This is a genomic window from Pantoea leporis (assembly GCF_028048155.1).
Classification (GTDB): domain Bacteria; phylum Pseudomonadota; class Gammaproteobacteria; order Enterobacterales; family Enterobacteriaceae; genus Pantoea; species Pantoea leporis.
The window spans coordinates 251,827-272,754 of the sequence record NZ_JALMEU010000003.1; the positions used below are offsets into that span (position 1 = coordinate 251,827).

Sequence of the window (20,928 nt, forward strand, 5' to 3'; positions counted from 1 at the left end):
CCACATGTTGTAGACAAGGTGCGGGGCGATCATTAGAATGCGCGCAATTTGCCAAAATTCGAGTACTCAGGCGGGTTTTGCATTGATTCTGGTACTGCTTTTGAATTAATATGCAAATATTGTGACTGTTTATTCCCTGGAGGATGTTTTGATTAAGTCAGCGCTCTTGGTTCTGGAAGACGGAACCCAATTCCACGGTCGGGCCATCGGGGCTACGGGGTCGGCAGTGGGGGAAGTTGTTTTCAACACTTCAATGACCGGTTATCAAGAAATCCTCACTGATCCTTCCTATTCCCGCCAAATCGTTACCCTCACTTATCCCCATATCGGCAATGTTGGCGTTAACGCCGCCGATGAAGAATCCAGCCAAATCCATGCTCAAGGCCTCGTTATTCGCGATCTGCCGCTGATTACCAGCAACTTCCGCAGCGAAGAAAGTCTGGCAGCTTACCTGCAGCGCAATAACATCGTTGGCATCGCCGATATCGACACGCGCAAACTGACCCGTTTGCTGCGCGAGAAGGGTGCACAGAGCGGCTGCATTATTGCGGGTGATAATCCGGATGCCGCACTGGCGCTGCAGAAAGCGCAGGCGTTCCCAGGCTTGAAAGGCATGGATCTGGCGAAAGAGGTGACCACCGCGGAAACCTACGCGTGGCAGCAGGGCAGCTGGACACTGGAAGGTGACCTGCCGGAGCAGAAAACGGCGGAAGAGCTGCCGTTCCATGTGGTGGCGTACGATTACGGCGCTAAGCGCAACATCCTGCGTATGCTGGTGGATCGCGGCTGCCGCCTGACGGTCGTGCCGGCGCAAACTCCAGCGGAAGAGGTTCTGGCACTTAATCCAGACGGTATTTTTCTGTCGAACGGTCCTGGCGACCCGGAGCCATGCGACTACGCCATTAACGCCATTCAGGCGTTCCTGAAAACCGATGTTCCGGTATTCGGTATCTGCCTTGGCCATCAGCTGTTAGCGCTGGCGAGCGGTGCCAAAACCATCAAGATGAAACTCGGCCACCACGGCGGCAACCATCCGGTAAAAGATCTTGATAACAACACCGTGATGATCACCGCACAGAACCACGGTTTTGCGGTTGATGACAGCCAATTACCGGCCAATCTGCGCGTGACGCATGTGTCGCTGTTCGACCAAACCGTGCAGGGCATTCATCGCACTGACAAACCGGCCTTCAGCTTCCAGGGACACCCGGAAGCGAGCCCAGGCCCGCACGATGCGGCGCCACTGTTCGATCACTTTATCGAATTGATCAAAGCATACCGTTCTAACGCGAAGTAATCAGGAGCCCACGATGCCAAAACGTACAGACATAAAATCCATCCTGATTCTTGGTGCTGGCCCGATCGTTATCGGCCAGGCATGTGAATTTGACTACTCCGGTGCGCAGGCGTGTAAAGCGCTGCGTGAAGAGGGCTACCGCGTCATTCTGGTGAACTCGAACCCGGCAACTATTATGACCGACCCGGAAATGGCCGATGCGACTTACATCGAGCCGATTCACTGGGAAGTGGTACGCAAGATTATCGAAAAAGAGCGTCCGGATGCGGTGCTGCCAACCATGGGCGGCCAGACAGCGCTGAACTGTGCGCTGGAGCTGGAGCGTCAGGGCGTGCTGGCTGAGTTCGGCGTCACCATGATTGGTGCAACTGCCGATGCCATTGATAAAGCCGAAGATCGTCGTCGCTTCGACGTGGCGATGAAGAGCATTGGTCTGGGCACCGCTCGTTCCGGTATCGCGCATACCATGGAAGAAGCGCTGGCGGTGGCCGAAGACGTTGGCTTCCCGTGCATCATCCGCCCTTCCTTTACAATGGGCGGCACTGGCGGCGGTATCGCCTATAACCGCGAAGAGTTCGAAGAGATTTGCGAACGCGGTTTAGACTTGTCGCCAACCAATGAGCTGCTGATTGATGAGTCGCTGATTGGCTGGAAAGAGTACGAGATGGAAGTGGTACGTGATAAAAACGACAACTGCATCATCGTCTGCTCGATCGAAAACTTCGATGCAATGGGCATCCACACCGGTGACTCTATCACCGTGGCGCCCGCGCAAACTCTGACCGACAAAGAGTATCAAATCATGCGTAACGCCTCGCTGGCGGTACTGCGTGAAATCGGTGTCGAAACCGGTGGTTCGAACGTCCAGTTCTCGGTGAACCCGAAAGATGGCCGTATGATCGTCATCGAAATGAACCCGCGCGTATCGCGTTCGTCAGCGCTGGCTTCAAAAGCGACCGGCTTCCCGATTGCCAAAGTGGCGGCGAAACTGGCGGTGGGCTTTACCCTTGATGAGCTGATGAACGACATCACCGGCGGCTTAACGCCTGCGTCGTTCGAACCCTCTATCGACTACGTCGTTACCAAGATTCCTCGCTTCAACTTCGAGAAGTTCGCCGGTGCCAACGATCGTCTGACCACGCAGATGAAATCGGTCGGTGAAGTGATGGCGATTGGCCGCACGTTCCAGGAATCGATGCAGAAAGCGCTGCGCGGTCTGGAAGTCGGTGCCAACGGTTTCGACCCGAAAGTTAGCCTCGACGATCCAGAAGCGTTAACGCGCATTCGCCGCGAACTGAAAGATGCCGGTTCTGACCGTATCTGGTACATCGCCGATGCGTTCCGCGCCGGCATGTCAGTGGATGGTGTGTTCAACCTCACCAACATTGATCGCTGGTTCCTGGTGCAGATTGAAGAGCTGGTGCGTCTGGAAGAGCAGGTTGAACGCGAAGGTGTGAACTCACTGAACGCGGAATTCCTGCGTGCACTGAAGCGTAAAGGCTTTGCTGATGTCCGTCTGGCCGCGCTGGCGGGCGTATCTGAAGGCGAAATCCGTAAGCTGCGTCAGCAATTTAACCTGCATCCGGTTTATAAACGCGTTGATACCTGCGCGGCTGAATTCGCCACCGACACCGCCTATATGTACTCAACATACGAGGAAGAGTGCGAAGCCAATCCAAACCAGGATCGTGAAAAAATCATGATTCTGGGCGGCGGTCCAAACCGTATCGGCCAGGGCATCGAGTTTGATTACTGCTGCGTGCATGCGGCGCTGGCGCTGCGTGAAGACGGTTACGAGACCATCATGGTCAACTGTAACCCGGAAACCGTCTCAACCGATTATGACACCTCGGATCGCCTCTACTTCGAGCCGGTCACGCTGGAAGATGTGCTGGAAATCGTGCGTATTGAGAAGCCGAAAGGCGTCATCGTACAATACGGCGGCCAGACGCCGCTGAAACTGGCGCGCGCGCTGGAAGCGGCTGGCGTTCCGGTGATTGGTACCAGCCCGGACTCGATTGACCGTGCAGAAGACCGTGAGCGTTTCCAGCAGGCGGTTGATCGCCTGAGCCTGAAGCAGCCGGCTAACGCCACCGTTGCCACGCTGGAACAGGCCGTTGAGAAAGCAGCTGGGATCGGTTATCCGCTGGTGGTGCGTCCTTCTTATGTGCTGGGCGGCCGCGCGATGGAGATCGTTTACGACGAAATCGACCTGAAGCGTTACTTCCAGACCGCTGTATCGGTCTCTAACGATGCGCCAGTGCTGTTGGATCGCTTCCTCGATGATGCGGTTGAAGTGGATGTCGATGCGATTTGCGACGGCGAGCGCGTGCTGATTGGCGGCATCATGGAGCACATCGAGCAGGCGGGCGTGCACTCCGGTGACTCCGCGTGTTCACTGCCGGCCTACACGCTGAGCACTGAAATCCAGAACGTGATGCGTCAGCAGGTGGAAAAACTGGCCTTCGAGCTGAACGTACGTGGCCTGATGAACGTGCAGTTCGCGGTGAAGGACAATGAAGTTTACCTGATTGAGGTGAATCCACGTGCCGCGCGTACCGTGCCGTTCGTGTCGAAAGCCACTGGCGTGGCGCTGGCGAAGGTTGCCGCGCGCGTGATGGCAGGTAAAACGCTGGCTGAGCAGGGCGTCACTAAAGAAGTGATTCCACCGTATTACTCGGTGAAAGAAGTGGTGCTGCCGTTCAACAAGTTCCCAGGCGTTGACCCGATTCTCGGCCCAGAGATGCGCTCTACCGGTGAAGTGATGGGCGTCGGTCGCACCTTCGCTGAAGCCTTCGCCAAAGCGATGCTGGGTGCCCAGAGCAACATGAAGAAAACCGGTCGCGCGTTGCTGTCAGTGCGTGAAGGCGATAAGAAACGTATCGTCGACCTGGCGGCAAAACTGCAGAAGTTTGGTTTCGAGCTGGATGCGACACACGGTACCGCAGTGGTGCTGGGCGAAGCGGGCATCAATCCACGTCTGGTAAACAAGGTGCATGAAGGTCGTCCGCACATTCAGGATCGCCTGAAGAATGGCGAATATACCTACATCGTCAACACCACGGCGGGACGTCAGGCGATTGAAGACTCCAAGCTGATTCGTCGTAGCGCGCTGCAGTACAAAGTGCATTACGACACCACGCTGAACGGCGGTTTTGCCACAGCGATGGCGCTGAACGCGGATCCAACGGAGCAGGTAATTTCGGTGCAGGAAATGCACGCGCAAATTAAAGGCTGATTCCAATTGGCTACCCATTAACGGCTCCTGCGGGGGCCGTTTTTTTATCCTTTTACCAGTGCCCGCATTTCCTTATCTGTAAAAATCCTATTGATTTGACATATGTTTTATCAGTTGATGCGGAAAGCGTTACACCTCGGAATATCCGCACAAAATTATAAATAAGATCCCAGTTAGCGCACCGTACTATTTCGCTCGCTCACCAATAGAGCGCTCACCTTAACTGGGATATAAAAAATGCAAATGCGTGCTTTCACTCTCAGCGCTATTGCTGCGTTACTCGCAGCGGCGCCACTCGCCAGCCAGGCGGAAATTACTTTACTCAAGCAGGATCCACAGGCGGGCGATGCGCTAAGCCGTCTCGACTTCAAAGTGGGCGGCAGTATTCGTCCGCAGTTCCAACATCAGAATGGCGTAAACGACAAATCGTACAAACGTAATGGCTACGACGGCGGCTCACGCTTCCGCTTCAGCGCCAATTATTACCTGTTCGACGACGTAAGCTGGGTCGGTTACTACGAGCTGGGCGTTAACTTCCCGGCCTGGTGGGGTTGGGACAATCATCATGCAGATGGTGCGAATAACACCTCGCGCCGCCAACTTTATACTGGCTTCAAAAGCGCCACCTTGGGTGAGCTCTACTTTGGTCAGCAGAACAGCGTTTACTACGATGTCGTAGGAGCGAAGACCGATATCTGGGATTACGACATGCTGGCGCAGGCGCCGGGCAACGGCATCAATGGTGATTACGATGGTTCTTACCGTTCGCGCAAAATGCTGAAGTACAAAAATACCTTCGGCGATGCGGATGTGTATGCGTCGTACCTGTTTGAAGATAATGAGTTCCTGCCAGGTAACGGCCTGCGCTATAAGCGTAAAGGCGGCGGCTCGCTGGGTGTGAACTATCACATCACCAAAGACCTGGCATGGGGCACTGCGTGGAACTACACCCGCGCCGATATCCGCAATCCAGGCAATGGCGACAGCAAACGCTATGACCAGAATATCTACGGTACCGCTCTGAGCTGGACGCCGGATAACTGGACGCTGTCAGCCGGAGCGGGTTGGTATGAGAACTTCTCCCCAACCAAACGTAATACCGTTAACAATTACTTCGCGGATGACGCGTGGGGCATCGAATACTTTGCCGGCTACAAATTCCCAATTGGCCAGTATGCGGTGAAATCTATTCAGCCTTACTTCATGGGCGACCGTCTGGAGTTCGTCAACGGACGTGACTACAAGCGTATTGATAACGGCGTTGGTGTGAGTGCGCAGCTGGATTACGGCTTCCGTGTCGACTACGAATATGTCATCACCTCCAGCACCGACAAGTCACTGGGCAACGTGAATCTGGTGCGTCTACGCTACGATTTCTAAAGCGTTTCAACGGCTCCTGCGGGAGCCGTTTTCTTTTTTTGCACAGAGTGCGCTTTTCTTTACACTGCGATACCAATAACGCGACGTTTCGCACGGAGTTGTGCCGCCTCGTCAGCAATTTCTGGCTCCTCGCCCCGCAATTGCCGGGAAAGTCGGTGTAAAACTCTGTCCAATAACAAAAGTGCGGTGGCATCGGAGCTTTACGCAAATAGCGGGGGCGGCCTATCGACGAAAGTTTCGCCTTTACGTATGATGGCGCCAATTTTTTCCAGTAGGTCTTTTAACATGATTAGTCTGATCGCGGCACTGGCAGCGGATCGCATTATTGGTATGGAAAACGCCATGCCATGGAACCTGCCAGCAGATTTGGCATGGTTCAAACGTAATACCTTGAATAAGCCGGTGATTATGGGTCGTCTGACCTTTGAATCGATTGGCCGCCCGCTTCCTGGACGCCTGAACATTGTGGTCAGCAGCCAGCCGGGCAACCACGAAGGCGTTACCTGGGTGACATCGCTGGAAGAGGCGGTAAAAGCGGCGGGTGATGTCGAAGAGATGATGGTGATTGGTGGTGGACGCGTTTACGAGCAGATGCTGGCTCGCGCGGATCGCCTCTACCTGACCCATATCGATGCGGAAGTGGAAGGGGATACGCAGTTCCCGGATTACGAACCGGACGAGTGGCAGTCAACCTTCAGCGAATTCCATGACGCCGATGAGCAGAACTCGCACAGCTACTGCTTCGAGATCCTGGATCGCCGCAAGTAACGTTGCCAGTGATGGCGACCCATAAAAAACCCCGCTTATGCGGGGTTTTTTATTTACGGCGTATCACTTAACGGTGGATGCGCACTCACCGCGCTTTCGGCCATTGCCTGTTCGCGATTGGATGCCTGTACGTAATACTGTTTGGTTTCCCAATGCAGCAGCGTCAATGTTCCACCCCAGCAGCAGCCGGTATCCAGACCAATCACATGTTCCGGTGTGCCTTTACCTTCCAGCGATGCCCAGTGACCAAAGATCTGCGTATAGTCGCTGTCGATTTTGCCCGGCACCTTAAACCACGGCTTGAGCGGCGGCGGCGCTGATTCAGGCGACTCTTTGCAGATCATATCCAGCTGGCCGTTCGGGAAGCAGAAGCGCATGCGCGTCAGCGCATTAGTGCTAAAGCGCAGTCGCGCCAGACCGCTGAGTTCCGGCGTCCAGTTGTTTGGCATGTCGCCATACATCGCATCCAGAAACAGCGGATAGCTGTCGCTGGAGAGCACCGCTTCCACTTCACGCGCGCACAGCTGCGCCGTCTCTAAATCCCATTGCGGCGTAATGCCCGCATGCGCCATCAACAGCTTCTTCTCTTCATCTACCTGCAACAGTGGCTGACGACGTAACCAGTTAATCAACTCATCGGCATCATCGGCTTCCAGCAGCGGCGTCAGGCGATCTTTCGGCTTGTTACGGCTGATACCGGCATACACCGCCAGTAAATGCAGGTCGTGATTACCCAGCACCAGGCGCACGCAATTTCCCAGCGATTTTACATAGCGCAGCACATCGAGCGAACCGGGGCCGCGCGCCACCAAATCGCCGGTAAGCCATAAGGTGTCCTGCTGCGGATCGAAGTCAACCTGCGCCAACAGCGCACGAAGCTCGTCATAACAGCCATGAACATCGCCAATCAGGTATGTACTCATTGTCAGTCCGATTAAAACGCGCCGCCCGGACGGGCCGGGCGGAGGAGGATTAGTGAATGTGGGTTTGCACCGCGAGTCGGAACACCGGAATCTCGACGTGGAACTCTTCGCCCGCATCGTCGATCATCACATAGTGGCCTTGCATGGTGCCCATCGGCGTCTCCATAATCGCGCCGCTGGTGTACTGATACTCGCCGCCGGCCGCAATGTGCGGCTGTTCGCCGACAACGCCTTCACCTTGCACTTCAGTCTCGCGACCGTTGCCGTTGGTGATCAGCCAATAGCGGCTACGCAGCTGGACGTTGCTGCGCCCCAAATTGCGAATGGTGATGGTGTAGGCAAACACGTAGCGATCCTCGTCGGGCAAGGATTGCGACTCCACATACTGGCTATGCACATGGATACAGACGCGGGCCAAATCACTCATGCACTCAACTCTCCGGAGTTTCTGCCTGATGCTTGCTCAACCAGTTTGCCAGTTGGCAATATTGCGCCACAGAGACGTTCTCTGCACGCAGCGAGGCATCGATTTCTAATTGATCCAGCGCACCAGCCGCAAACATATGAGCAAGGCTGTTGCGCAGCGTTTTTCGGCGTTTACCAAAGGCTTCCGTGGTGATACGGCTCAGCAGTCGAAGATCGCTGACCGGATACTGTGGCTGCATGTACGGCACTAAACGCACCACGGCCGATTCCACTTTCGGTGCCGGCGTGAAGGATTCTGGTGGCACTTCGAGCACAGGAATAACCTGGCAATAGTACTGCGCCATCACGCTCAAACGACCGTAAGCTTTGCTGCCCGGACCGGCGACTATACGATTCACCACTTCTTTCTGCAGCATGAAGTGCATATCTTTAATCGAACCAGTATAGCTGAAAAGGTGGAACATCAGCGGCGTCGAGATGTTGTACGGCAGATTGCCGAACACGCGCAGCGGCTGACCTTTCTCTTGCGCCAGCGCAGAGAAATCAAAGGTCATCGCATCCTGCTGGAAAATGGTCAGCTTAGGACCGAGGAACGGGTGCGTTTGCAGACGCGCAGCAAGGTCGCGGTCCAGCTCGACCACGGTCAGCTCATCCAGACGTTCGCCTACCGGCTCGGTTAATGCACCCAAGCCGGGGCCGATTTCCACGATAGCTTCACCTTTTTGCGGGTGAATGGCGGAGACAATGCTATCGATAATGTACTGATCGTTCAGGAAGTTCTGCCCGAAACGTTTACGGGCGTAATGCCCCTGATGGACGCGATTATTCATTACTGCTCTTGATCATAGTGATGGCGAGATTAAGCGCCGTGATAAAGCTGCCCGGTTCTGCCTGACCGAGACCGGCTAATTCAAGCGCGGTGCCGTGATCGACAGAAGTCCGGATAAAGGGCAGGCCAAGTGTGATATTCACCGCGCGGCCAAACCCCTGAAATTTTAGCACCGGCAAGCCCTGGTCGTGATACATCGCCAGAACCGCATCGGCATGTTGCAGGTATTTCGGCTGGAACAGCGTATCGGCTGGCAGAGGTCCGGTAAGTTGGATGCCTTGCTGGCGCAGTTCGTTGAGGGCCGGAATGATAGTATCAATCTCTTCGCGGCCCATATGGCCGCTCTCGCCGGCATGCGGATTAAGGCCGCAGACGAAAATATGAGGATGCGGTAAACCAAACTTCTGCTGCAGATCCCGATGCAGAATGGTGATCACTTCATGCAGCGTGTCGCGGGTAATTGCGGCAGAAACATCTTTCAGCGGCAGATGTGTGGTAGCCAATGCCACACGCAACTCTTCTGTTGCCAGCATCATCACCACTAAATCGCCACCGGCGCGATCGGCAAAAAATTCGGTATGACCGGTAAACGGAATGCCCGCATCGTTGATCACGCCTTTGTGTACCGGACCGGTAATCAGCGCGGCAAATTCGCCGTTCAGACAACCGTCACAGGCGCGCATCAGGGTTTCCAGCACGTAGTGACTGTTTGCGACGCAGAGTTCTCCGGCGGTCACTGGCTGAGCGGTATCGACCTGCAGCAGCGTAAGCGTGCCGGCCCGCTGCGGTTGTGCCGCAACGCCAGGTTGATAGTCACGCAGCGTCAGCGGCAAACCCAATAAAGCAGCGCGACGGCGCAAAAGCTCGCCGTCGCAGCAGACCACCAATTCAACCGGCCAGTTTTGCTGCGCCAGTTGCAGGGTGAGGTCGGGACCAATCCCGGCGGGTTCGCCGGGCGTGATCACCACACGATAATTACTGACCATTGTTATCCAGAATTTTCACGTAAGCACTGGCGCGCTGTTCCTGCATCCAGGTTTGCGCTTCTTCCGCGAATTTACGGTTGAACAGCATGCGATAGGCGCGCTCTTTCTGCGCGGCATCGGTCTTATCAACCTGACGCGTATCCAGCAACTGAATCAAGTGCCAGCCAAATGAGGAGTGAACCGGCTGGCTGACCTGGCCTTTCTGCAACTTCAGCAATGCATCGCGGAATGCCGGATCGTAAATCTCTGGAGATGCCCAGCCGAGATCGCCGTCCTGGTTAGCCGAACCCGGATCGTCGGAGAACTGTTTGGCCGCTGCGGCGAAGGTGGTTTTACCGCTTTTAATATCCGCTGCGATCTGTTCGATTTTGGCCTGCGCCTGAGCGTCGGTCAGGATCGGTGACGGCTTCAGCAGAATGTGACGCGCATGCACCTCAGTCACAGAGATGCTTTTGCTTTCGCCACGCAGGTCGTTCACCTTCAGGATGTGGAAACCAACACCTGAACGGATTGGACCGACGATATCGCCTTTCTTCGCGGTGCTCAGCGCCTGCGAGAACAGCGTTGGCAGCTCTTCAATTTTGCCCCAGCCCATGTTGCCGCCTTTCAGCGCCTGCGGATCGGCTGAGTAAGTCACGGCAAGCTTGCCGAAGTCAGCGCCGCCTTTCAGCTGAGCAACCAGTTGGCGCGCCAGCGTTTCCTGGTCGTCAACCTGCTGCTGCGTCGGGTTTTCTGACAGCGGCAGCAGAATCTGGCTGATATTCAGCTCAGTACCTTGCGTGTTCTGCGCACCCACCTGCGTAGCCAGCGTATCCACTTCCTGCGGCAGTATAGTGACGCGGCGACGCACTTCGTTGTTACGCACTTCTGAAATCAGCATCTCTTTGCGGATCTGCGCACGGTAATCGTTGTAGTTCATACCGTCATAGGCCAGACGGCTACGCAGCTGATCGAGGCTCATGCGGTTTTGGGCGGCAATGTTCTGAATTGCCTGATCCAGCTGCTGATCGGTGATCTGTACGCCCGCTCTTTCACCCATTTGCAGAATGATGGCATCCATGACCTGGCGTTCAAGGATCTGATGACGCAAGGTTTTGTCATCAGGGAGTTGCTGGTTTGCCTGCTGCGCCTGTGATTTCACGGTGCGCATCATGTTATCAACGTCACTTTCCAGTACCACGCCGTTGTTCACGACTGCGGCAACTTTATCAACCACTTGTGGGGCTGCGAACGCAGTGTTAGCGGTAATCGCTACACCAAGAATCAGCATTCTCCAGTTCTTCATACTTTATCCATTGTTGTTTCCGCACTGCGGGAGAGCCTGTCAAACATCACAACATCAGAAAGCGCGCTGGTAAGGGATGATGCCCTGACGCAGCATTTCATTGGTGCCTAAGCCATAGTTAGAACTCAGACCACGCAGCTCAATGTTGAATGAGATTTGGTTGTCATACTTACTGTCGTTGTTTTCCCAACCGTTGATCTTGCGTTCGTAACCCAGACGAATGGCATAGCAGCACGAGCTGTACTGCAGGCCGACCAGCTGTTCAGCCGGACGACTGTTGCGGGTATCGTAGTAATAACCGCCCACCAGTGACCAGGCATCCGCAATCGGCCAGCTGGCAGTGCCGCCCACCTGTGAAATCCCGTTTTTGTAGATTGGGTCAGTCACCAGGTTGGAGTTATTCAGCGCCTGCGCCACATATTCCGGGCTGCTGTAGCGATAGCTAAGCTGCACCATACGATCGGCATCCTGACGATACTCAACTACCGCATTGCCCTGCGCGACGTTATCGAGGCGGGTGTCATATTGCAGACCGCCACGCGCCCCCCAGCGATCGCTGATTTTCCAGTACGTGTCGCCGGCCCAAACCAGGCTGCCGGTGTCATCTTCTTTGTTCGTCTGGTTTACGCCGGTACGAGACGGGGTAAACGAGTAGATTTGACCCACAGAAACGTTAAAACGTTCAACCAGATCGTTATCATAAATACGCGTGGTTACGCCGGTCGCCACTTCATTTGCTGAAGCGATGCGATCCAGGCCGCTGTAGGTACGATCGCGGAACAGGCCGGTGTAGTCGGTTTGCAGCAACGTCGAGTCGTACGGATAGATATTGCTCTGGTTACGATAGGGGACATAAAGGTACTGAACACGCGGTTCCAGCGTTTGTGTATAGCCTGGTTCCCAGTCCATATCGCGATCAAACACCAGGCGACCATCCACTTTGAACTGAGGCAGCGTGCGGTTGACGGAACCATCAAGGCGGCCGCTTGAGTTATAAGCGCCAGGGTTGCTGTTATAGCTATCAAGATTTTCTTGTTGATAGTGAGTAGCAAGGAACTTTGCTTCGGTGTCAAGGCTTGCCCAGCCGTTAGACAATGGCAGATTCAGTGTAGGTTCCACATGCAAACGCGTTGCTTCGGGCATGTTACTGCTCACACTTGTGAACTTAACCGCTTGAGCATAAATTCGGCCATCGAACGGCCCAATATCGTTCTGATAGAAATTCAAATCGAGCTGTGGCTGCGCGCGATAGACTCTGCTGTTGCTCGTCTGACCGAATACCTGGAAATCTTTAGATGAAAGTGTCGCGTCCCAATTAGTGTCGGCGTAACCAAAGCTAAACTTTTGCGTAGCATAACCGTCGGTGGAGCTGTAGTACTTGGACTCCAAATCGTTGAAATAATACGGATCGCTAACTTTGGTGTAATTAGCATTAAAGCGCCAATGCTGATCGTAAACGCCGGCGTGTTGCCAATAGAACAACCAGCGATCGTCATTTGTATCGTTTTGGACTGAAGGGCGAGACGATTTATCGCTGTCGTACTGCTTATCTGACTGCAGATAATCCAGCTCCATCAAGCCTGCGCCAAACACCGTCAAATAGCGGAATTCGTTCTGCAGCTGCAGACCGCGTTTTTCCATATAGTGCGGCGTGATGGTGGCATCGGCCTGCGGCGCGATGTTCCAGTAATACGGCAGCATGAATTCGAAGCCGTTATTACTGCCGTATTTCGCATTCGGGATCAGGAAACCGGAGCGGCGGCGATCGCCAATCGGTAGCTGTAAATAAGGGCTGTAGAATACCGGCACATTGCCGAGCTTAAAGCGGGCGTTCCAGATTTCCGCGACTTCTTCTTCGCGGTCCTGAATCACTTCGGAACCGACCACGCTCCAGCTGTTGGAACCCGGCAAACAAGAGGTAAAGCTGCCGTTTTCCAGAATGGTGTAGCGATTGTTACCGCGCAGTTTCATCTGATCGGCATCGCCGCGGCCCTGACGGCCAACCATCTGATAATCACCGTTCCACACGTTGGTGTCTTTGGTGTTCAGATTTGACCAGGCTTTCGGACCTTTGAGGATGACCTGATTGTCGTCATAGTGCACATTACCCAGCGCATCCACGGTACGAACCGGCGTGGTTTGGCCTTCCTGCTGACGTTGATGCAGCTGCACCTCGTCGGAACGCAGGCGGCTATTGCCTTGCTGCACGTCGACGTTACCGGTGAACACCGCATCATCCGGATAGTTGCCTTTGGCGGAATCAGAATGGATGGTGACCGGCAGCGAGTTGGTGTCGCCATTGACCAGCGGGCGGTTGTAACTCGGCACGCCCAGCATGCACTGCGACATCAGATCGTCGGCGAGTGATGACTGGCTATAAAGCGCTGCACCAATCATGGTAGCCAGCAAGGTAGGTATACGTTTTTTCATACGCGGTTTCGATAATTCCATGAAAACTGGCATCATGCCGACAATCCGGTCAGAGACTAACTTACTGCCCGGCGTTGCGCCAGTGTTAATCCTTGTCTGTCCGCGTTGCCGTTAGGCGCTGAGATAAATGACAGGTATGATAATGCAATTTTCAGCCGCAAGCATGGCGAATTGAGGAGTTTATGCGCTACTGGGGAAAAGTAATTGGTCTGGCGCTTGGGATATTTTCCGGGGCAGGCTTTTGGGGCATTGTACTGGGTCTGATCATTGGTCACATGTTTGACAAAGTGCGCAGCGTAAAAGGACAGGGCTATTTCGCCAATAACCAGGCGCGTCAGACGCTGTTTTTCAGTACCACATTCCAGGTGATGGGCCATTTGACCAAATCAAAAGGGCGCGTCACCGAAGCGGATATCCAGATTGCTTCCTTATTCATGGATCGCATGCAGCTGCATGGCGATGCGCGCACTGCCGCGCAGCGTGCGTTCCGTGAAGGTAAACAGAGCGACTATCCGCTGCGCAGTAAACTGCGCGAGCTGCGCAGCGCCTGCTTTGGCCGGTTTGATCTGATTCGGATGTTTCTGGAAATCCAAATCCAGGCCGCCTTCGCCGATGGTTCACTGCATCCCAACGAACGCCAGGTGCTGTATGTGATTGCCGAAGAGCTGGGTATTTCACGCGCACAGTTCGATCAGTTCCTGCGCATGATGGAAGGCGGTCAGCAGTTTGGTGGCGGCGGTTCTTCCCGCGGCGGCGCCTATCAGCAGGCGCAACGCGGTCCTACGCTGGAAGATGCCTGCAGCGTGCTGGGCGTGAAAAGCAGCGATGATGGCACCACCATCAAGCGCGCGTACCGTAAGCTGATGAGCGAACATCATCCTGACAAGCTGGTGGCGAAAGGTTTACCGCCGGAAATGATGGAGATGGCGAAGCAGAAAGCGCAGGAGATTCAGGCGGCTTACGATCTGATTCGTAAGGAGAAAGGGTTTAAATAATTTTATTGCTGTCCCCCATCCCGCCCTTCCCCCGCAAGCGGGGGAAGGAGATGCTGCCCCATGCAGCTTCATCACTAACATGTAGCAACATCTTCCTCCCCCATCCATGGGGGAGGACCGAGGAGGGGGACTGCAAGCACGGACCGAGGTGGGGGGCAGCAAGCACGGAACGAGGAGGGGGACTGCAAGCACGGACCGAGGAGGGGCAGCATCTCCAACACTAAAATCCCGCCGGCTGCCTGAACGTCATGCTATTGCCAAACGCCGGATGGGTGATCGTCAGCGACTCCGCATGCAACTGCAAACGCGGCGCCATCGCCAGCGCCTCATCATGTGCATAAAAGCGGTCGCCAAGAATCGGATGCCCCAGCGCCAGCAGATGCACACGCAGCTGGTGTGAGCGTCCGGTAATTGGCTTAAGCTTGACGCGCGCACTGTTCGTGGCTTCATACTCCAGCACCTGATACTCGGTCTGCGCCGCTTTGCCGTTTTCGAAACACACCATCTGCTTCGGCCGATTCGGCCAGTCGCAAATCAGCGGCAGATCGATCAAACCCTCTTCTGCCGCCGGATGGCCCCACACGCGCGCCACATAGTATTTAGAAGGCTCGCGCTCACGGAACTGGCGCTTGAGCTCACGCTCTGCCGCTTTATTCAGGGCCACCACGATCACGCCGCTGGTAGCCATATCGAGACGGTGCACCGATTCCGCCTGCGGGAAATCACGCTGGATACGCGTCATCACGCTATCCTTGTGCTCTTCGAGACGGCCCGGCACCGACAGCAACCCGCTCGGTTTATTCACCACCATAATGTGCTCGTCCTGATACAGAATATGCAGCCAGGGTTCAAGCGGCGGGTTGTAAGCTTCCATCAGCATGATGTCGCGGTCCTGAACATTATTGGTGCGTGACCACGATCAGGCGCAGCGCATCGAGACGCCAGCCTGCATCGCCCAGGCTTTCCAATACCTGTTCGCGATTGCTTTCCAGCGCTTCAACCTCGTCATCACGGATGTTGGGGTTAACCGCGCGCAGCGCTTCGAGACGTGACAGCTCAGCACCGAGTTTCTCTTCGGCTTCCACTTTCGCTGCCGCGATAATCGCCTGCGCTTCCGGAACGATCGCTTTTTCGGCCTGGGTCAGAATCTCGTGCACGTCTTGCTGCACCGCATTCACCAGCTTGCTGCCGGTATGGCGATTCACCGCATTCAACTGACGGTTAAAGCTTTCGAACTCCACTTTGCCTGCCAGATTGTTCCCGGCACGATCCATCAGCAAACGCACCGGCGTTGGCGGCAGGAAGCGGGTGAGCTGCAGGCTTTTCGGCGCTTGCGCTTCAACCACATAGATCATCTCGACCAGCAGCGTCCCGACCGGCAGCGCCTTGTTCTTCAGCAGTGACAGCGCACAGCTACCGGTATCGCCCGAAAGGATCAGGTCGAGACCGTTGAGGATCAGCGGATGTTCCCAGGTAATAAACTGGGTATCTTCGCGCGACAGCGCCTGGTTGCGGTTAAAGGTCACGGTGCAACCCTCTTCCGGCAGGCCAGGGAAATCAGGCACCAGCATGTGATCGGACGGCGTCAGCACGATCAGGCTATCGCTGCGGTCTTCCTGATTGATGCCGACGATATCGAACAGGTTCAGCGCAAAGTTAACCAGATCGGTATCGTTGTCCTGCTCGCCGATGGCATTTGCCAGCTCCTGAGCGGCTTCACCGCCGTTGGAGTTCAGTTCCAGTAAGCGATCGCGTCCCTGTTCTAGCTGTGATTTCAGCGCATCGTGCTGCTTGCGGCTTGCGCTGATGAACTCATCGAGTCCCTGCGGATTTTCCGGCGCGGCAAGATATTCAATCAGCTGATTGTACTCGTTGTCATAAATGGCGCGGCCAGTTGGGCAGGTGTGTTCAAACGCATCCAACCCTTCGTGATACCAGCGCAGCAGCACCGCCTGCGCGGTTTTTTCCAGCCACGGCACCAGAATCTGGATGTCATGCATCTGGCCGATACGATCGAGACGACCGATACGCTGCTCCAGCAGATCCGGGTTGAACGGCAAATCGAACATCACCAAACGGCTGGCGAACTGGAAGTTACGGCCTTCAGAACCGATTTCGGAACACAGCAACACCTGCGCGCCATCCTCTTCGGAGGCGAAGAAGGCTGCTGCGCGGTCGCGTTCGATAATCGATAGGCCTTCGTGGAACACGGCGGCACGGATGCCTTCGCGCTCACGCAGCACCTGCTCCAGTTGCAGCGCGGTGGCGGCTTTGGCGCAGATCACCAGCACTTTCTCTTTGCGGTTGCTGGTGAGGTAACCCATCAGCCACTCAACGCGCGGATCGAAGTTCCACCATGTGCCGCTATCGCCTTCAAATTCCTGATAAATCTGCTCGGGATACAGCATGTCACGCGCGCGCTCTTCTGCGCTTTTGCGCGTGCCCATGATGCCGGAGACTTTAATCGCGGTTTGATACTGCGCCGGCAGCGGCAGACGAATCTGGTGCAGCTCGCGTTTCGGGAAGCCTTTCACGCCGTTACGGGTGTTACGGAACAGCACGCGGCTGGTGCCGTGGCGATCCATTAGCATCGAGACCAGCTCTTTACGCGCGTCTTCTTTGCCATCGCGATCGCTGTTCGCCACTTGCAGCAGCGGCTCGATATCCTGTTCACCGATCAGATCGTTAATCAGGTTCATCTCATCTTTGCTGATGGCGTGGTCGGCCAGCAGCGAGCTCACTGCATCGGCCACCGGACGATAATGCTGCTGCTCTTCGACAAACTGGCCGAAATCGTGGAAACGATTTGGATCAAGCAGGCGCAGACGTGCAAAGTGGCTCTCTAAGCCCAGCTGTTCTGGCGTGGCAGTCAGCAGCAGTACGCCAGCGGTTTTCTCTGCCAGCTGCTCGATAACCTGATATTCGCGGCTCGGTGCGTCTTCGCTCCATGCCAGATGGTGCGCTTCATCGACCACCAGCAGATCCCACTCGGCATCGGCCAGCAGTTCAAGACGTTGCTTGTTACGGCGCACAAAATCGAGTGAACAGATAATCAGCTGCTCGGTTTCAAAGGCGTTGTCGCTGTCGTGCTGCGCTTCGGTGTAGCGATCGTCATCAAACAGCGCAAAGCGCAGGTTGAAGCGACGCAGCATTTCCACCAGCCACTGATGTTGCAGCGTTTCCGGCACCACAATCAGCACGCGCTCGGCACGACCGGCCAGCAGCTGTTGCTGGATGATCATCCCGGCTTCAATGGTTTTACCCAAGCCCACTTCATCCGCCAGCAGCACGCGCGGGGCGTGGCGACGGCCGACATCGTGGGCGATGTGCAGCTGATGCGGAATCAAATTGGTGCGCATCCCGCGCAGGCCGCTGATCGGCAGGCGGTATTGCTCGCTGTGGTATTTGCGTGCGCGGAAACGCAGCGCAAAACGGTCCATGCGGTCGAGCTGACCGGCGAACAGGCGATCCTGCGGCTTGCTGAACACCAGTTTGCTGTCCAGCATCACTTCGCGCATGACGACGCCCGCTTCTTCGGTGTCGAGACGTGTGCCGATGTAAGTCATTAAATCGTTTTCGTTGCGGACTTCATCGACGGTCATCTGCCAGCCTTCGTGGCTGGTGATGGTGTCACCCGGATTGAAAATCACACGAGTGACCGGAGAATCGTTTCGGGCATACAGGCGGTTTTCGCCGGTTGCCGGAAAAAGCATGGTGATCATGCGCGTATCGAGCGCGACCACCGTGCCCAATCCCAGTTCACTTTCCGTATCACTAATCCAGCGCTGACCCAGTGTAAAAACCATATATTTTTTGCTCGACTCTCTGACATGCCATAAAGAAGTTCACCTGTACTCAGGCAATACCCAACCGCCAAACGGGTGTTTGGTCAGATTGTGAGTGCGGTGAGAATCAGGAAGGGCGCTATGGTACTGGATGGCAAGGCATTCGTCACCTGTCAAAAAAGCCCCAGCTGCCCAGTAATGAGTGTAGCAAAGTCGTCACCGACGAACGGCAAAATGCCGTCAGCCACCGGCTGCAGCTGTTTGGTGACGTAATGATCGTAGTCGAGGGGCGTATTACGCGCCTCGAGCGGTTCCGGTCCGGCCGTGGCCATCACATAGCGGATCGAGCCACCATTTTGATACTGCAGTGGGCGCTGCAGCTTGCGATTTTGCTCATCGGCGAGACGCGCAGCGCGCACATGAGGCGGCACATTGCGCTCGTAATCTTTCAGCGCGCGCCGCAGGCGTTTTTTATACACCAGCTGATCGTCGAGTTCACCGGCCAGCAGCTGCGCCACCGTTTCGCGAATGTAATCCTGCCACGGCTCGCCACGGAAAATACGGCCATACAGATTTTGCTGGAACTGCTGCGCCAGCGGCGTCCAGTCGGTGCGCACTGATTCGAGGCCTTTAAACACCAGCCGCTCGCCGCCCTCTCTGAGAATCATGCCGGCATAGCGCTTTTTGCTGCCCTGTTCGGCGCCGCGAATGGTGGGCATCAGGAAACGGCTGAAGTGCGTTTCATACTCCAGCTCCAGCGCGCTCTCCAGCCCATAAGTTGATTGCAGATGCTGCCGCCACCAGCCGTTAACCTGTTCAGCGAGATGACGACCAATCGCCGTCGCCTCCGCTTCACTGTGCGCGCCTTTCAGCCAGACGAAGGTGGAATCGGTATCGCCGTAAATCACATCAAAGCCTTCCGCTTCAATCAGCTCGCGCGTTTGCTGCATGATGGCGTGGCCGCGCAGGGTGATGGATGACGCGAGGCGCGGATCGAAGAAGCGGCAGGCGCTGGTGCCGAGCACGCCATAAAAAGCATTCATGATGATTTTCAGCGCCTGCGACAGCGGTTTGTTGTTGTCGCGCTTGGCGGCTTCACGCCCCTGCCAAATCTGCTCGACAATCGCCGGTAAACAGTGGGTCTCACGGGAAAAGCGCGCATTGCGGAAGCCGGGCACGGAATCGGCGTCATCCGGGTGCGCCAGGCCTTCCACCAAACCCACCGGATCGATAAGGAAGGTGCGAATAATTGAGGGATAGAGGCTTTTGTAATCCAGCACCAGCACCGAATCGTACAGGCCGGGCCGCGAATCCATCACGTAACCGCCGGGGCTGGCTTCCGGCGCCACTTCGCCGAGATTCGGCGCCACGAAACCGGCGCGGTGCATGCGCGGGATATAGAGATGACCAAAGGCCGCCACCGAACCGCCGTGACGATCCACCGCTAAACCATTTACCGTGGCGCGTTCCAGCAGGAACGGCATGATGGCGGTGTGCTGGAAAATGCGCGTCACCAGCTCGCAATCCTTGAGATTATATTTCGCCAGCGCTGGCTTATCGTTGGCAAAGCGCCAGTTGATCTCTTCCATGCGATCCCACGGATTATTGATGGCCTTGCCTTCACCGAGCAGCTGGCGCGAGACCGCTTCGAGGCTGAATGACGGGAAATCCCAAAACGCGGATTTGAGCGCGTCGATACCATCAATAATTAAGCGGCCCGTTGCCTGCGCGAAGAACACGCCAGGTTTGAAGCCGTGCTCGCGCCACTCCAGCGCCTGCTTCTGACGGCCTAAACGCAGCGGAATGCCGTAGCGATCGGCGTGTTTCTGCAGTACGCGTAGATCGAACTGCACTACATTCCAGCCAATAATCACATCCGGTTCATGCCGCTCAAACCACGCGTTGAGCTGCTCAAGCAGCTGCGGGCGGCTATCAACATAGATCAGCTGAAAATCGAGCGTGCTGGCATCACCGTTGGGCGGACCGAGCATGTAAACCTGGCGCTGACCGCAGCCTTCCAGCCCGATGCAGTAGAGCTCACCGTGCTGCGTGGTTTCGATATCCAGCGATACCCATTTCAGCTGCGGACGGTAATCAGGATGCGGCTTCAGGCGCGCGTTGATCACGCTGTCACCGCGTCTTTCACCGCTAAACCACACCGGCGCGGTGATAAAGCGCTCCATCAAATAGCGTTCGGGTGGACGAATATCCGCTTCATAGACCGGAATGCCGTTTTCACGCAGGCGCTTTTCCAGATTTTGCAGCTGACGATTGCTGCGGCAATAGAGGCCAAACACCGGGCGGCGGCGAAAATCCTTCAGCTCCAGCGTTTGCAGGCGCGTATGGCGTTCGTCGCGGATCAGCGCTTCGGTTGGCGTGCGAAACTCCTCGGGCACAAACGCCACGGATTCCTGGGCAGGCAGCACCAGCCGCTGCGGGCCGCTGTCGGTGGCCAGCCACAGCACCACTTCGCTGCCAGTCGGCGTATCTCGCCAATGTCGGGTAAGCAGAAAACCTGCGCGCGGATCGGTCACGTGAACTCCAGAGAATGAATTGCATTGAGTATAACATGGATGTTTATACAGT

General features: G+C 55.8%; 14 protein-coding genes. 5 read left to right on the top strand and 9 right to left on the bottom strand.

Going from position 1 to position 20,928, the window contains the following annotated elements; all coding sequences use genetic code 11:
* Window positions 1-148: 148 nt before the first annotated feature.
* From carA to folA, 4 genes are all read left to right on the top strand, one after another.
* On the top strand, window positions 149-1,297 hold the full coding sequence (gene carA, locus MWH02_RS12060; RefSeq protein WP_101762144.1) for a glutamine-hydrolyzing carbamoyl-phosphate synthase small subunit: 1,149 nt from the start codon (window positions 149-151) through the stop codon (window positions 1,295-1,297).
* 13 nt (window positions 1,298-1,310) lie between these two features.
* A complete protein-coding gene (carB, locus tag MWH02_RS12065; protein WP_101762143.1) occupies window positions 1,311-4,535 on the top strand; it encodes a carbamoyl-phosphate synthase large subunit in 3,225 nt (1,074 codons plus the stop codon).
* A 237-nt stretch (window positions 4,536-4,772) separates the two neighbouring features.
* On the top strand, window positions 4,773-5,915 hold the full coding sequence (locus tag MWH02_RS12070) for a porin (RefSeq protein ID WP_101762142.1): 1,143 nt from the start codon (window positions 4,773-4,775) through the stop codon (window positions 5,913-5,915).
* A 285-nt stretch (window positions 5,916-6,200) separates the two neighbouring features.
* Complete coding sequence (gene folA, locus MWH02_RS12075; RefSeq protein WP_101762141.1) at window positions 6,201-6,683, top strand: type 3 dihydrofolate reductase; 483 nt, start codon at window positions 6,201-6,203, stop codon at window positions 6,681-6,683.
* A gap of 53 nt (window positions 6,684-6,736) precedes the next feature.
* On the opposite strand, the gene apaH is transcribed toward folA, so the two are convergent.
* Genes apaH through lptD form a run of 6 tightly spaced genes read right to left on the bottom strand, consistent with a single transcriptional unit; the run spans window position 6,737 to window position 13,562 of the window.
* Window positions 6,737-7,606 carry a bis(5'-nucleosyl)-tetraphosphatase (symmetrical) ApaH gene (gene apaH, locus MWH02_RS12080; RefSeq protein ID WP_110867508.1) on the bottom strand — a complete coding sequence of 290 codons (870 nt, stop codon included), beginning with the start codon at window positions 7,604-7,606 and terminating at the stop codon, window positions 6,737-6,739.
* Window positions 7,607-7,655: 49 nt separating this feature from the next.
* Window positions 7,656-8,033, bottom strand: a complete 378-nt coding sequence (gene apaG / locus MWH02_RS12085; RefSeq protein WP_271460711.1) for a Co2+/Mg2+ efflux facilitator ApaG/CorD — start codon at window positions 8,031-8,033, stop codon at window positions 7,656-7,658.
* A 4-nt stretch (window positions 8,034-8,037) separates the two neighbouring features.
* On the bottom strand, window positions 8,038-8,862 hold the full coding sequence (rsmA, locus tag MWH02_RS12090; protein WP_271460712.1) for a 16S rRNA (adenine(1518)-N(6)/adenine(1519)-N(6))-dimethyltransferase RsmA: 825 nt from the start codon (window positions 8,860-8,862) through the stop codon (window positions 8,038-8,040).
* A complete protein-coding gene (gene pdxA / locus MWH02_RS12095; RefSeq protein ID WP_271460713.1) occupies window positions 8,855-9,847 on the bottom strand; it encodes a 4-hydroxythreonine-4-phosphate dehydrogenase PdxA in 993 nt (330 codons plus the stop codon). Before pdxA ends, rsmA begins: the two co-directional genes overlap by 8 nt.
* A complete protein-coding gene (gene surA, locus MWH02_RS12100) occupies window positions 9,837-11,132 on the bottom strand; it encodes a peptidylprolyl isomerase SurA (protein WP_271460714.1) in 1,296 nt (431 codons plus the stop codon). Before surA ends, pdxA begins: the two co-directional genes overlap by 11 nt.
* A 54-nt stretch (window positions 11,133-11,186) precedes the next feature.
* The gene (lptD, locus tag MWH02_RS12105; RefSeq protein ID WP_271460715.1) at window positions 11,187-13,562 is read right to left on the bottom strand and encodes an LPS assembly protein LptD; all 2,376 of its coding nucleotides are present in this window, start codon (window positions 13,560-13,562) and stop codon (window positions 11,187-11,189) included.
* A gap of 182 nt (window positions 13,563-13,744) precedes the next feature.
* Here lptD and djlA point away from each other — a divergent pair, with 182 nt between their 5' ends.
* Complete coding sequence (djlA, locus tag MWH02_RS12110) at window positions 13,745-14,557, top strand: co-chaperone DjlA (RefSeq protein WP_061718138.1); 813 nt, start codon at window positions 13,745-13,747, stop codon at window positions 14,555-14,557.
* A gap of 220 nt (window positions 14,558-14,777) precedes the next feature.
* Here the strand turns inward: djlA and rluA are convergent, their stop codons facing one another.
* From rluA to polB, 3 genes are all read right to left on the bottom strand, one after another.
* Window positions 14,778-15,437: a bifunctional tRNA pseudouridine(32) synthase/23S rRNA pseudouridine(746) synthase RluA gene (gene rluA, locus MWH02_RS12115; protein ID WP_137385141.1), complete on the bottom strand. Its 660-nt coding sequence runs from the start codon at window positions 15,435-15,437 to the stop codon at window positions 14,778-14,780.
* 19 nt (window positions 15,438-15,456) lie between these two features.
* Window positions 15,457-18,363: an RNA polymerase-associated protein RapA gene (gene rapA / locus MWH02_RS12120; protein ID WP_101762134.1), complete on the bottom strand. Its 2,907-nt coding sequence runs from the start codon at window positions 18,361-18,363 to the stop codon at window positions 15,457-15,459.
* 152 nt (window positions 18,364-18,515) lie between these two features.
* Window positions 18,516-20,876, bottom strand: a complete 2,361-nt coding sequence (gene polB / locus MWH02_RS12125; RefSeq protein WP_271460716.1) for a DNA polymerase II — start codon at window positions 20,874-20,876, stop codon at window positions 18,516-18,518.
* Window positions 20,877-20,928 lie beyond the last annotated feature (52 nt).

What these genes read in the sequence shown, in the direction of transcription:
- carB (WP_101762143.1), top strand. Translation starts at nt 1,311, where the DNA reads ATGCCAAAACGTACAGACATAAAATCCATCCTGATTCTTGGTGCTGGC.
- MWH02_RS12070 (WP_101762142.1), top strand. Translation starts at nt 4,773, where the DNA reads ATGCAAATGCGTGCTTTCACTCTCAGCGCTATTGCTGCGTTACTCGCA.
- folA (WP_101762141.1), top strand. Translation starts at nt 6,201, where the DNA reads ATGATTAGTCTGATCGCGGCACTGGCAGCGGATCGCATTATTGGTATG.
- apaH (WP_110867508.1), bottom strand. Translation starts at nt 7,606, where the DNA reads ATGAGTACATACCTGATTGGCGATGTTCATGGCTGTTATGACGAGCTT.
- apaG (WP_271460711.1), bottom strand. Translation starts at nt 8,033, where the DNA reads ATGAGTGATTTGGCCCGCGTCTGTATCCATGTGCATAGCCAGTATGTG.
- rsmA (WP_271460712.1), bottom strand. Translation starts at nt 8,862, where the DNA reads ATGAATAATCGCGTCCATCAGGGGCATTACGCCCGTAAACGTTTCGGG.
- pdxA (WP_271460713.1), bottom strand. Translation starts at nt 9,847, where the DNA reads ATGGTCAGTAATTATCGTGTGGTGATCACGCCCGGCGAACCCGCCGGG.
- surA (WP_271460714.1), bottom strand. Translation starts at nt 11,132, where the DNA reads ATGAAGAACTGGAGAATGCTGATTCTTGGTGTAGCGATTACCGCTAAC.
- lptD (WP_271460715.1), bottom strand. Translation starts at nt 13,562, where the DNA reads ATGAAAAAACGTATACCTACCTTGCTGGCTACCATGATTGGTGCAGCG.
- djlA (WP_061718138.1), top strand. Translation starts at nt 13,745, where the DNA reads ATGCGCTACTGGGGAAAAGTAATTGGTCTGGCGCTTGGGATATTTTCC.
- rluA (WP_137385141.1), bottom strand. Translation starts at nt 15,437, where the DNA reads ATGCTGATGGAAGCTTACAACCCGCCGCTTGAACCCTGGCTGCATATT.
- rapA (WP_101762134.1), bottom strand. Translation starts at nt 18,363, where the DNA reads ATGGTTTTTACACTGGGTCAGCGCTGGATTAGTGATACGGAAAGTGAA.